We start from the raw sequence: 11,998 nt of genomic DNA on the forward strand, positions 1-11,998 counted from the left end.
GTACCGACGAGCGGGGGAGGGCACGCATGGCCGAGGCATCCCCGACGGCAGCCGCCACGCGGCCGGGACTGCTCGCCCAGCAATTGGACATGCCGACGCGGGTCGACGAGATCACCGACCGGCTCGTCACGGCCATCGCGATCGGCGAATACCTGCCCGGTGCCCGCCTTCCCGTCGAACGCGACCTCGCCGGTGCGCTGGGCGTCGGACGCATGACGGTGCGTGCCGCGCTCGCCAGACTGGTCGAGCGGGGCCTGCTCGAGACGCGCCGCGGCCGGGGTGGCGGTTCCTACGTCGTCGACCAATGGCCGGAGTCCTCCACCGAGGCGGTGCGTCGCACGCTGGCGATGCGGCTCGGCGAGCTGCGCGACCGGTGCGACGCCATCGCGCGACTCCACGGTGCGGTCTGCCGCGCCGCGGCCGACGCCCGGACCGCGGCCGACGTCGACCGGTTGTGGGCCGCGCTCGAGGCGTATCGCACCGCCGACACCGGCTTGGCCTCCCAGCAGGCCGACAGCCGGTTGCACCTGGCGATCATGGACGCGGCCCACAACGCTGTGCTCACCCAGGTGCTCGTCGACCTCGAGGCCTCGGTCAGCATCGGCGCGCCGGCCCATCTGTGGGGCGAGCCCCTGACCATGCGGGACATGGAGTTGCGCTCGCTGCACGAGCACGAGGAGTTGGTCAGTGCGATCGCCGACGGTCGCGCCGACGACGCCGACGCCGTGGCCCGTGCCCACGTCGGCATCGACTTCGAACTGATCTCCGCCGCGATGCGCCGCGCCGGAGTGCTCGACGACTAGCACCGGTGCTCGTGATCGCCGGGGTCGAGCGGGTAATCTCAACCGCGTGACCACCAGCGGATTCGATGTCAGCGCACGTCTGGGCACCGTGCTGACGGCCATGGTGACGCCGTTCGGCCCGGACGGCTCGTTGGACCTGGCCGTCGCCAAGAAGCTCGCCAAGCACCTCGTCGACTCCGGGTGCGACGGGCTGGTTGTCTCGGGAACCACCGGCGAGTCGCCGACGACCACCGACGCCGAGAAGCTCGCGTTGCTCGCCGCCGTACTCGAGGCGGTCGGGGACCGCGCCAGGGTCGTCGCCGGGGCGGGGTCCTACGACACCGCGCACAGCGTGCACCTCGCCAAGGCCTGCGAGGCCGAGGGTGCCCACGGTCTCCTCGTCGTCACGCCCTACTACTCTCGGCCGCCGCAGGCCGGGCTCGTCGCGCACTTCCGCGCCGTGGCCGACGCCACCGCGTTGCCCAACGTGCTCTACGACATCCCGCCCCGGTCGTGCGTGCCCATCGAATGGGACACCGTGCGCGAGATCGCGCCGCACCCGAACATCGTCGCCATCAAGGACGCCAAGGGCGACCTGCACGGCGGCGCGATGATCATGGCCGAGACCGGACTGGCCTACTACTCCGGCGACGACGCCCTCAACCTGCCGTGGCTGGCGATGGGTGCGACCGGATTCATCAGCGTCTGGGGCCACTTCGCGGCCAGCCAGTTGCGAGACATGCTGTCGGCGTTCACCTCCGGTGATCCCGCGACCGCGCGCAAGATTCACGTGAGCCTCGGCGTCCTCAACGACGCCCAGAACCGCCTCGGCGGCGTGACCATGGCCAAGACGGGCCTTCGCTCGTTGGGCTTCAACACTGGGGATCCGCGCCTTCCGCAGGTCCCCGCGACGAGCGCCCAAGTCGAGGCGCTGGAGGCAGACATGCGGACAGCCGGCGTGCTCCGATGACCACCGAACTGGCGCCCCCCGGGCCGCTGGAGCCGGGCGGATTGCGGGTGACCGCGTTGGGCGGCATCAGCGAAATCGGCCGCAACATGACCGTTCTCGAGCACCTCGGGCGCCTCTTGATCATCGACTGCGGAGTGCTCTTCCCCGGCAACGACGAACCCGGCGTCGACCTGATCCTGCCGGATCTGCGCCACGTCGAGGGCCGTCTCGACGACATCGAGGCGCTGGTGGTGACCCACGCCCACGAGGACCACATCGGTGCCATCCCGCACCTGCTGAAGCTGCGGCCCGACATCCCCGTGGTCGGATCGAAGTTCACCCTGGCACTGATCGCCGCGAAGTGTCGCGAACACCGCATCAAACCCGTCTTCGTCGAGGTCGCCGAGAAGCAGAGCAGCAACCACGGCGTCTTCGAGTGCGAGTACTTCGCCGTCAACCACTCCATCCCCGACGCGCTGGCCATCGCCGTCTACACCGGGGCGGGCACGCTGCTGCACACCGGTGACATCAAGCTCGACCAGCTGCCGCTCGACGGCCGACCCACCGACCTGCCCGGCATGTCGCGGCTCGGCGACGCCGGCGTCGACCTGTTCCTGTGCGACTCGACGAACGCCGAGATCCCCGGCGTGGGACCGTCGGAGAGCGAGATCGGGCCGAACATGCACCGGCTGATCCGCGGTGCCGAGGGGCGCGTCATCGTCGCGTGCTTCGCCTCCAACGTCGCTCGCGTCCAGCAGATCATCGACGCGTCGGTGGCCTTGGGGCGCAAGGTGTCCTTCGTCGGGCGGTCGATGGTGCGCAACATGGGCATCGCCAAGGATCTGGGCTTCCTCACCGTCGACGACGACGACGTGGTCGACATCGCGGCGGCGGAGATGCTGCCGGCCGAGCGGGTCACGCTCGTCACCACGGGCACGCAGGGTGAGACGATGGCCGCGTTGTCGCGGATGTCGCGCGGCGAGCACCGCAGCATCACCCTCACCCAGGGCGACCTCATCATCATGTCGTCGTCGCAGATCCCGGGCAACGAAGAGGCCATCTTCGACGTGCTCGACTCGCTGGCCAAGATCGGGGTGCGCGTCGTCACCAATGCCCAAGTGCGCATTCACGTTTCAGGCCATGCCTACGCCGGTGAGCTGCTGTTCCTCTACAACGGGGTGCGACCACGCAACGTGATGCCGGTACACGGCACCTGGCGCCACATGCGCGCCAACGCGGCACTTGCGGCCAAGTCCGGTGTGCCCGAGGAGAACATCGTGCTCGCCGAGAACGGCGTCAGCGTCGACCTGGTCAAGGGTCGGGCCAAGATCTCCGGAGCCGTGCCGGTCGGAAAGATGTTCATCGACGGTCTGGTCACCGGCGACGTGGGGGACGCCACGTTGGGCGAGCGGCTCGTGCTGTCGTCCGGATTCATCGCCGTCACCATCGCCGTCGACCGGGCCACGGGCAAGGTCGTGGCACCGGTGCACCTGCAGTCGCGCGGCTTCTCCGAGGATCCCAAGGCACTCGAGCCCGTCACCCGGCTCGTCGAAGAGGCCTTGGCATCGCTGGCCGCGGAGAAGGTCACCGACCCGACCCGTCTGGCTCAGGCCGCCCGACGTGCGATCGGCAAGTGGGTGGGGGAGAAGTACCGCCGGCAGCCGATGATCGTGCCGACGGTCCTCGAGGTCTGATCCGCGTCGACCGGCCCTAACGAGGTGTCAGCGAGACGACGGACACCGTGTTCTCGTAGTAGCCCGTGACGTAGGCTCTCGAACCGTCCGGCGCGAGCACCACTTCGGCATCGCTCGATTGATTCGGGGTGGCAGTCGGTATCGCGATCCTGTCCACCAGCATGCCGGTCGCCACGTCGAAGACGGACAACCTGGTGCTCTCTCCGTAGTAGATCCTCTTGCCGTCGCTGCTGACGGTGACCTTCCTGTTCACCGTGTCCGTCCTGCCGACCACCTGATTCGTCGCGGTGTCGACGGTGAGGAGCGAGGACCCCGTCACGTAGAGTTTCTTGCCGTCGGGGCTGAGCGTCAGGTCGTCGACGAATCCATCCTGCTGCCGGAAGACGATCGTTCTCTGGACCTGCCTGGTGGTGGTATCGACGACGAGCAGGTGAGCCTCGTAGGGGCCGGCGCTCGCCTGGCTGATGACGTACACGTGCCGGCCGTCCGACGATGCTTCGACCGCGATCGGCGTTGCGTCGTGAAGCGGAATTCGGTCGACGATCTGATTCGTCGCGGTGTCGAGTACCGCCAGCTGCCCATCCATGGCGGTCGAGTCGTCGGTGCCCGCGCCGACGAATCCGCGTGTTCCGTCGGCGGAGAGGGCAACGTCGTAGGCAAACAGGGAATTCGACGCTCCATCGGGCGTCACGTCGGCCTGTGCGACGACGGAGTACGACTGGGTGTCGAACACCGAAACGTGCCCGTAGGCGGTGTAGTACACCCGCTTGCCGTCCGGCGAGATCACGATCGCTCGGGGTCGGTCGTTGACGGGCACTGCGGTGACGGTGTTGGACGCGGTGTCGATCACCGATATCAGGTTGGCATTGTCGTGCGTCACGTATACGCGCGTCCCGTCGGGGGAAATCGCCTCAGAACGCGGCATGCTGTTGGGTTGAAGGTCGATCGTCGCGGTATAGGCGCCGGCGCTGGGCAGGACCGGAATGTTCCCGACGTCGACGGTCTTGGTCCCTCCGCGTCCGTCGCTGGCCACCACCGTGAACGAATCACTGTCCGGTCCAACGGAGTTGAAGGCGTCGACTCGGCTCTGAGGTGTGGGCGTATAGGTGAACACACCGTTGGATTGAAGGTTGAGGATGCCCTTGGTGGGCGTGCTGGTGAAGGTGTAGCGCAACGGGTCGCCGTCGGGATCGCTGATGTTGAGATTGCCCGTGACGACTCCAGCCGGAGTCATGCCCGTGATGCTCGGTGGGCCCGACGTGACCGGCGCTCTGTTGGCTGGGGTCACGGGTACGTCGTTGATGGTGACGGCCGTCCTGGCGCCTCTGGCGTCAGTGATGGTGATGGTGAAGGTGTCGTAGTCCGGCCCTGGCGTGGTCAGTGCGGTGGCGCGGGCCGGCGCCGTAGGCGTGTAGCTGAAGGTGCCCGCGGGATCGACCGTTGCGGTGCCCTTCCCGGCTTGGGTGGTGACCTGATAGGTCAACGCGTCGTTGTTGGGGTCGGTGGCGTTGAGTTGTCCGGTGACGACGCCGGAAGTGCCGTCGATGTTGGTGATCTGCGGTGACGCGGTCGGAGGCGCATTGAAGACACCCCCGATGACGCCGCCGAGAAATCCGAGGATGCCGCCGACGACATTGCCCACGCCGGTGACCACGAACCCGAGCGTTGAGCCGACGGTATTGGTTGCCTGTGGTGCCGGCGCCGCCGCGGCGGCACGGGCAACCGGTGCCGCCGTGGATGCCGGCGCGATGGTCTGGGTGGTCGCGGTTCGAGCCCGAGATCGCAAGCCGACATCGTTTGCAAGGGAGTCGAATTCGCGACGCACGAAGGCCAGAATGGCGAACATGACGGGGGGTGTCGCAGGTGATTCGGGTCCGGGGGTGACGAACGGGGACAGCGCGTTGGCCACCAGCTGCGTGAAGGTGGCGCTAACCCCGGTGTAATGAGTTGCGGTGGTTGGGTTTTCGGATTCTGACGTAACGCGCATGGCCATGGCGGGTGTCGCCGCCACGGTCGGGCTCGCGGGTGTCGGCGTGGTGGTGGGTGCGTCCGCGGTCGGCGCAGCAGGCGCGACGCTGGTCCCCGTGTCGGCGACGGTGGTCACGGGAGCTGCCTGCGATGACGTGGCTTGCCGTCGGATGTCGTCGTTCTTGGATCTTCGGATGGGTCCGGTGTTCGAAGGCGACTCCTCGGTATCCGTCGAAGCGTCGTCTGAAGAGTCGTCGTCGTCGACGGCGGACTTCTCGGGCTCCGTCACCGGGTCGTCCACCGCTTCATCAATCGGGTCGTCGCTGGTGGACGTGGCGGCTTGACCGTTGACGGTGGCTTTGGCTCCGCCGGAAACGTCGACGGTGGCGCGCGGATGCTCGTCGTCGTCCTTGGTTCCCGTTCCAGGCGAGCGTGTCTTCCCTGCATTGGACGATCCGCCGGCGCCGACTGCTTGGGGTCCGGGCGACTCCGGGGCCGACGCGGGCGCCGCCCCGGCTTCGTCCGACGCGGCCTCCGGGCTGGCCCACGCCATCCCCGGGGAGGCGCCGAAAGCGACGCCGATGCCAAGCGCGAGTGCCAGCGCGCCGACGCGGCCGACGTAGCTGCTATGGGTACCGACTCGAGCCCTGCTCGCGATGCTCGTCGATGTTTCGTTTGCCTGTGACACGTCAATCCCCCCGGATGATGCCCCGACGCTGGTGTCGGAGACGGCACAGCTAATCATCTACCTGTGTTCGCTGTATTGAACCAACAGCTGGATGATGCAATTGCCCACATTCAGCTAATGACAGGCAGATCGCAGCATATCCACATGCGTGGTCTCGACGCTAGTCCTGAAGTTAGCTGCAATTTGCGCCTCGGACTATTGTCGGCGCGACGAGTCGTGCGCCGGGATCGCCCTGCCGGGGCTGAACCCGGCTGGATCAGCCACGTCGCCGATCAGCGCTTGTTGACGTACCCGTCGTCGACGGGCAGGGCCACCCCGGTGATGTGCTTGCCGGCGTCGGACACCAACCATGCGACGGTGTCCGCGATGACCTCGGGCTCGACGGTCTCCATGTTGGCGACACTTGCCATGTCCAGTCCGTCGGCGTTGCCGTCGGTCATGTCCGAGAGCCACTTCCGGGTGAACTCGTTGTCGATCATCGGCGTTCGCACGCCCGCAGGGTGGATCGAGTTCACCCGAATTCCTTGCGGCGAGAGCAGATTGGCATAGGAGCGCATCAGCCCGACCACGCCGTGCTTGGCGGCCGCGTATCCGATCGACCCCGCGAACGGCGATCCGAGGCCGACCAATCCCATCACCGAGCTGATCAGCACGATGGCACCGCCGTTGCCCGCCTTGACCATTGGCCGCATCGCGACGTCCACCGTGTGGTGCACGCCGGTGAGGTTGACGTCGATCACGTCGTGCCATGCGTTCTCGTCGGCCATCGGCGCGATGCCGGCGTTGGCAACCACGACGTCGAGGCGGCCGCCGAGTTCCTCGACCCCGGTCCGCAACGCCGTCTTGAGCGCCGTCCGGTCCCGCACGTCGGCCCGCAGCGCCACGATGCGAGCGCCGGTGTCCTGCACCAGCTTCACGGTGTCGGCGAGGTCGTCGGGGGTTGCCATCGGGTAGGGCACCGAAGCGATCTGGTCGCACAGGTCCACGGCGATGACGTCGGCGCCCTCGGACGCCAGCTTCAGCGCGTGGGCGCGACCCTGGCCGCGAGCCGCACCCGTGATGAAGGCGACTTTGCCCTCGAGGGTTCCCATGGCTAGGGACGCAGCTGACCCTTGGTGGGGTCACCCGCGACGATCGGCTTCAGCATCTTGATGTCCGGGGCGCCGTCGAGGTGTTCGCCGATGGCGCCGAAGAGGGTGCCGATCGCCGGGGCGGTGCCGTGCGCCTTCAGCGCTTCCTCGTCGGCCCACTGCTCGACGAAGACGAAGGTGCCGTCGGCCTCGTGCAAGGAGTACAGCTCGCATCCCGGCTCGGAGTGAACCGCCTCGATCGCCTGCGTGCACGCGGTTCGCACGGCGTCGACGGACTCGGGCTTGGCGGTCATGGTGGCGACGACGACGACGGGCATGGGCGGGTACTCCTCATCGAGTGGGTTGGCGCCGAGTGAGGTCGGCGCGCATCACATTACCCAGCCGTCGGCGGGATCACGGGAGTACCTCGAATGGTCCTCGCGGCGTCAAGTCGGCCAGCGAATTCGTGGTGGCATCGTTGGCTATTCGTTACCTGTGTGGCTAATGGTGAAATTGGGGCTAAAGCGACTAGTCTTTCCCCATGGCTAGTAAGACCGCCGCCCGCTCGGGGGCTCGTTCGAGCAGCTCAAAGCCCCGAGCGCGCACGACGCGCCCCGCCGCTCCGCGGCGCAAACCCGCGCCGCGACGCAACCCCTCTCCGGTGGCCGTCGCTGGCACCGCGATCGGCAAGGGGGCACGTGCGAGCTGGCTGATGCTCGCCAAGGGTGCGGGCTCCACCGCCCGGTCCGTCGGACGGGCCCGGGAACTCGAGCCGGGCCACCGCCGCGACGGCATCGCACTCGGCCTCCTCGCGCTGGCCGTCGTGCTCGCCGCCAGTTCGTGGTTCGACGCCGCGCGCCCAGTCGGCGGCTGGATCGACGCGAGCGTCCGTACCGTCATCGGGTCCGCCGTCGTGCTGCTGCCCGTCGCCCTGATTGCGGTGGCGATCCTGCTGATGCGCACCGAACCGAACCCCGAGGCGCGGCCCCGGCTGGTCCTGGGCACGTCGATGATCGCGCTGCCCGTGCTCGGCCTGTGGCACCTGTGGTCCGGCGCCCCCACCGACCCGGCCGACCGGCAGCGGGTGGCCGGGTTCGTCGGCTTCGCCATCGGCGGGCCGCTCTCGGACGGCCTGACCCCGTGGATCGCCACGCCGCTGTTGATCATCGGCATCCTGTTCGGCCTTCTGCTGGTGACCGGCACGACGATTCGGGAAGTGCCCGGCGCCCTGCAGGACATGTTCATGGGCGCCTACCGCGGCGACACCCGTGACGAGTACGACGACTACGACGACGACGCGGACTACGACGACGCGGGGGCCCATCCCGCCGACGACTACTCCGACGGCTACTACGACGATCCCGCGTCGACCCGCGCCGACGAGGCGCAGTGGCCCGGCGCCCCTCGTGCCGGCGCGGCAGCCTCGGCCAGCCGCCTCGGCACACCGATGGACAACTACCCGCTCGACGAACCCCCGGCGGGCAGGAGCGCCGCGACCGGGGATTGGGCAGAAGCCGACGAGACGCCCACGGCGCCCGAGCCCAAGGTCCGGGCCAAGCGCAAGAAGCCCGAGGCGCCAGCCGCCATGCCCGTCGCCGAGGAGACCCTCTCCCTGGATCGCGTGGTGGAGGGGCCCTACACCTTGCCGTCCCTGGACCTCCTGGTCGCGGGGGATCCGCCGAAGCTGCGCAGCGCGGCCAACGACAAGATGATGGACGTCATCCAGTCGGTGCTCGACCAGTTCAAGGTCGACGCCGCGGTGACGGGACTGACCCGCGGGCCGACCGTCACCCGTTACGAGGTGGAACTCGGGCCCGGCGTCAAGGTGGAGAAGATCACCGCGCTGCAGAAGAACATCGCCTACGCGGTGGCCACCGAGAGCGTCCGCATGCTGGCCCCGATCCCCGGCAAGTCCGCCGTCGGCATCGAGGTGCCCAACACCGACCGCGAGATGGTGCGGCTGTCCGACGTCCTCACCGCGCCGACCACTCGCCGCGACCACCACCCGCTGGTCATCGGCCTCGGCAAGGACATCGAGGGCAACTTCATCTCGGCGAACCTGGCCAAGATGCCGCACCTGCTGGTCGCCGGTTCCACCGGCTCCGGCAAGTCCAGCTTCGTCAACTCCATGCTGGTGTCGTTGCTGTCGCGGGCCACCCCCGAAGAGGTCAGGATGATCCTGATCGACCCCAAGATGGTGGAACTCACGCCGTACGAAGGCATTCCGCACCTCATCACCCCGATCGTCACGCAGCCCAAGAAGGCCGCGGCCGCGCTCGCCTGGCTCGTCGAGGAGATGGAGCAGCGCTACCAGGACATGCAGGCCAACAAGGTCCGCCACATCGACGACTTCAACAAGAACGTCAGGTCCGGCGTCATCACCGCGCCGCTGGGCAGCGAACGGGTCTACAAGACCTACCCGTACATCATCGCCATCGTCGACGAGCTCGCCGACCTCATGATGACCGCGCCGCGCGACGTCGAGGACGCCATCGTGCGCATCACCCAGAAGGCTCGTGCCGCCGGCATCCACCTGATCCTGGCCACCCAGCGGCCGTCGGTGGACGTCGTCACGGGTCTGATCAAGACCAACGTGCCGTCGCGTCTGGCGTTCGCGACGTCGTCGCTGACCGACAGCCGGGTGATCCTCGACCAGCCGGGCGCCGAGAAGCTGATCGGCATGGGCGACGGGCTGTTCCTCCCGATGGGCGCCAACAAGCCCGTCCGGTTCCAGGGCGCCTACATCAGCGACGAGGAGATCTACTCCGTCGTCGCCGCCTGCAAGGACCAGGCCGAGCCCGACTACACCGAGGGTGTCACCGCGGCCAAGCCGAGCGGCGAGCGCACCGACGTCGACCCCGACATCGGGGACGACATGGACGTCTTCCTGCAGGCCGTCGAGCTGGTGGTCTCGTCGCAGTTCGGGTCCACCTCGATGTTGCAGCGCAAGCTGCGGGTCGGGTTCGCGAAGGCCGGTCGCCTGATGGACCTCATGGAGACCCGCAACATCGTCGGCCCGAGCGAGGGTTCCAAGGCTCGAGAGGTGCTGGTCAAACCCGACGAGCTGGCGGGCACCCTGATGCTGATCCGCGGCGGTGCCGACGCCAACGGAGCCGACGCCGACGACGAGGATTGACCCCCAACGCCGAACGTGAACCCACTGCGGCTTTCGGGCCGGATTCTCGCAGTGGCGTCACGTTCGGCGCTTACAAGGTCCGCAGCATTCGGGTGTTACCTAGGATGTTGGGCTTGACGTAGGACAGGTCCAGGAATTCGGCCACGCCGATGTCGTAGGAGCGGCGCATCTCGTCGTACACCTCAGACGTCACCGGGGTGCCCTCGATCTCCTGGAAGCCGTGGCTGCCGAAGAACTCGGTCTCGAAGGTCAGCACGAAGATCCGCTTGAGCCGCAGCTCCCTGGCCACGTCCAGTAGGCGGGTCACCACGGCGTGCCCGACCCCGCGGCCCCGCATCCGCGGGTGCGCCGCGACGGTGCGCACTTCGCCGAGGTCGGCCCACAGCACGTGCAGCGCTCCGCACCCCACCAACTCGCCGTCCACTTCGGCCACCCAGAACTCCTGGACCGACTCGTAGAGGGTGACGAGATTCTTCTCCAGCAGGATCTTTCCGGCGTAGACGTCGACCAGTGCCTTGATCTGAGGGACGTCCGACGTGCGGGCGCGACGGACCACCAGATCGTCGTCGATGGGAGCTCCGGTCACAGCAGTGAGGGTATCGGTTCACGCTACCGATATTCTGGTCACGTGCCGGGTCAGTCAGACGTCGATCCGTTGACCCCGCGCGTGAGTGTGGTCAACGTCGCCAACGCGCTCACCGGCGTGCGCATCGTGCTCGTCCCGGTGTTCCTCGCGGCGCTTTTCGTCGGGGACGGCCACGAAACGTACTGGCGCGTAGTCGCGTTCATCGTCTTCACGGTGGCGGTCGTCACCGACCGCGTCGACGGTGCCATCGCCCGCAGCTACGGCATGGTCACCGAGTTCGGCAAGCTCGCCGACCCGATCGCCGACAAGGCGCTCATCGGGGCGGCCCTGGTCGGTCTCAGCATGCTCGGTGACCTGCCGTGGTGGGTCACCATCCTGATCCTGGTCCGCGAGATCGGCGTGACGATCCTGCGACTCGTCGTCATCCGCAGCGGCGTGATCCCCGCCAGCCGGGGCGGCAAGGTCAAGACGCTGGTGCAGTCGGTGGCCATCGGCCTGTTCGTGCTGCCCCTTGGCGGGGCGTGGCTGACGGGGGCATGGGTGTTCATGTGGGCCGCGATCGTGCTCACGGTCCTCACCGGCGTGGACTACCTGGTCTCCGCGGTGCGCGGCGTCCGCACGTGATCCGAGCGGCGTTCGGGAACCAATCTGGCAGCCGCGGGCGTTCTGGTTGATAGTGAAACCGAAAAGATCAGTTACCACGTCCTTCGTTGTGAGGAGACCGCGATGACGACATTGCTTCGCGAAGTGATCGGCGACGTGCTGCGTCAAGTCCGGCTCTCGCAAGGGCGGACGCTACGAGAAGTGTCCGACGACGCCCGGGTCAGCCTCGGCTACCTGTCCGAGGTGGAGCGCGGCCGCAAGGAGGCCTCGAGCGAGTTGCTCAGCGCCATCTGTGGGGCTTTGGAGGTTCCGCTGTCCCGGGTGCTGACCAATGCCGGAGAGACCATGGAACGGCAGGAGAAGACCGCTGCCCGCCCGGTGGCCACGGCCAGTGGAGCCACCATCGACTACTCCACGCGCGTGGTGATTCCGCAGGCCGTGTCGATGGCGGTGGCCTGAGGGCCGTTCAGCTGCTCTGCCACGTCGGAAACGCGAGCAGGGGGTGTGGTGATCTGCGCGCAA

The 11,998-nt window shown here is 67.8% G+C and carries 9 protein-coding genes and 1 pseudogene; 6 read left to right on the forward strand and 4 right to left on the reverse strand.

Translation table 11 applies throughout. The features are described from left to right. The first annotated feature begins 26 nt into the window (after nucleotides 1–26). From ABZ195_RS02890 to ABZ195_RS02900, 3 genes are read left to right on the forward strand one after another with little or no spacing between them, the layout of a single operon-like run. Nucleotides 27–803: a GntR family transcriptional regulator gene (locus ABZ195_RS02890; protein ID WP_355214658.1), complete on the forward strand. Its 777-nt coding sequence runs from the start codon at nucleotides 27–29 to the stop codon at nucleotides 801–803. A 46-nt stretch (nucleotides 804–849) separates the two neighbouring features. After that, nucleotides 850–1,752, forward strand: a complete 903-nt coding sequence (gene dapA / locus ABZ195_RS02895) for a 4-hydroxy-tetrahydrodipicolinate synthase (RefSeq protein WP_355214660.1) — start codon at nucleotides 850–852, stop codon at nucleotides 1,750–1,752. Then, the gene (locus tag ABZ195_RS02900) at nucleotides 1,749–3,425 is read left to right on the forward strand and encodes a ribonuclease J (RefSeq protein WP_355214662.1); all 1,677 of its coding nucleotides are present in this window, start codon (nucleotides 1,749–1,751) and stop codon (nucleotides 3,423–3,425) included. The genes dapA and ABZ195_RS02900 overlap by 4 nt, the downstream gene beginning before the upstream one ends. A gap of 16 nt (nucleotides 3,426–3,441) precedes the next feature. Here ABZ195_RS02900 and ABZ195_RS02905 read toward each other — a convergent pair whose 3' ends face one another. The 3 genes from ABZ195_RS02905 to ABZ195_RS02915 all read right to left on the reverse strand — a co-directional run bounded on the left by ABZ195_RS02905 (nucleotide 3,442) and on the right by ABZ195_RS02915 (nucleotide 7,489). Further along, the gene (locus ABZ195_RS02905) at nucleotides 3,442–6,081 is read right to left on the reverse strand and encodes an Ig-like domain-containing protein (protein ID WP_355214664.1); all 2,640 of its coding nucleotides are present in this window, start codon (nucleotides 6,079–6,081) and stop codon (nucleotides 3,442–3,444) included. A 272-nt stretch (nucleotides 6,082–6,353) separates the two neighbouring features. Then, nucleotides 6,354–7,172: a mycofactocin-coupled SDR family oxidoreductase gene (locus ABZ195_RS02910; protein WP_355214666.1), complete on the reverse strand. Its 819-nt coding sequence runs from the start codon at nucleotides 7,170–7,172 to the stop codon at nucleotides 6,354–6,356. A 2-nt stretch (nucleotides 7,173–7,174) separates the two neighbouring features. Beyond that, nucleotides 7,175–7,489, reverse strand: a complete 315-nt coding sequence (locus tag ABZ195_RS02915) for a putative quinol monooxygenase (RefSeq protein ID WP_355214668.1) — start codon at nucleotides 7,487–7,489, stop codon at nucleotides 7,175–7,177. A 144-nt stretch (nucleotides 7,490–7,633) separates the two neighbouring features. Here ABZ195_RS02915 and ABZ195_RS02920 point away from each other — a divergent pair. Then, nucleotides 7,634–10,287, forward strand: a pseudogene (locus ABZ195_RS02920) (DNA translocase FtsK); the annotation flags it as partial. A 70-nt stretch (nucleotides 10,288–10,357) separates the two neighbouring features. Here the strand turns inward: ABZ195_RS02920 and ABZ195_RS02925 are convergent. Further along, complete coding sequence (locus ABZ195_RS02925) at nucleotides 10,358–10,873, reverse strand: amino-acid N-acetyltransferase (protein WP_355214670.1); 516 nt, start codon at nucleotides 10,871–10,873, stop codon at nucleotides 10,358–10,360. A 42-nt stretch (nucleotides 10,874–10,915) separates the two neighbouring features. Here ABZ195_RS02925 and pgsA point away from each other — a divergent pair, with 42 nt between their 5' ends. Both pgsA and clgR read left to right on the forward strand, forming a co-directional pair. Then, the gene (gene pgsA / locus ABZ195_RS02930; RefSeq protein WP_355214671.1) at nucleotides 10,916–11,497 is read left to right on the forward strand and encodes a CDP-diacylglycerol--glycerol-3-phosphate 3-phosphatidyltransferase; all 582 of its coding nucleotides are present in this window, start codon (nucleotides 10,916–10,918) and stop codon (nucleotides 11,495–11,497) included. 102 nt (nucleotides 11,498–11,599) lie between these two features. Next, nucleotides 11,600–11,935, forward strand: a complete 336-nt coding sequence (gene clgR / locus ABZ195_RS02935; protein ID WP_355214673.1) for a transcriptional regulator ClgR — start codon at nucleotides 11,600–11,602, stop codon at nucleotides 11,933–11,935. Nucleotides 11,936–11,998: the final 63 nt, after the last annotated feature.

This window comes from Mycobacterium sp. NPDC006124, assembly GCF_040614235.1.
Lineage (GTDB): Bacteria > Actinomycetota > Actinomycetes > Mycobacteriales > Mycobacteriaceae > Mycobacterium.

Bases quoted from the DNA above. Each gene is read 5' to 3' on its own strand.
- ABZ195_RS02890 (WP_355214658.1), top strand. From the start codon at position 27: ATGGCCGAGGCATCCCCGACGGCAGCCGCCACGCGGCCGGGACTGCTC.
- ABZ195_RS02900 (WP_355214662.1), top strand. From the start codon at position 1,749: ATGACCACCGAACTGGCGCCCCCCGGGCCGCTGGAGCCGGGCGGATTG.
- ABZ195_RS02910 (WP_355214666.1), bottom strand. From the start codon at position 7,172: ATGGGAACCCTCGAGGGCAAAGTCGCCTTCATCACGGGTGCGGCTCGC.
- ABZ195_RS02915 (WP_355214668.1), bottom strand. From the start codon at position 7,489: ATGCCCGTCGTCGTCGTCGCCACCATGACCGCCAAGCCCGAGTCCGTC.
- clgR (WP_355214673.1), top strand. From the start codon at position 11,600: ATGACGACATTGCTTCGCGAAGTGATCGGCGACGTGCTGCGTCAAGTC.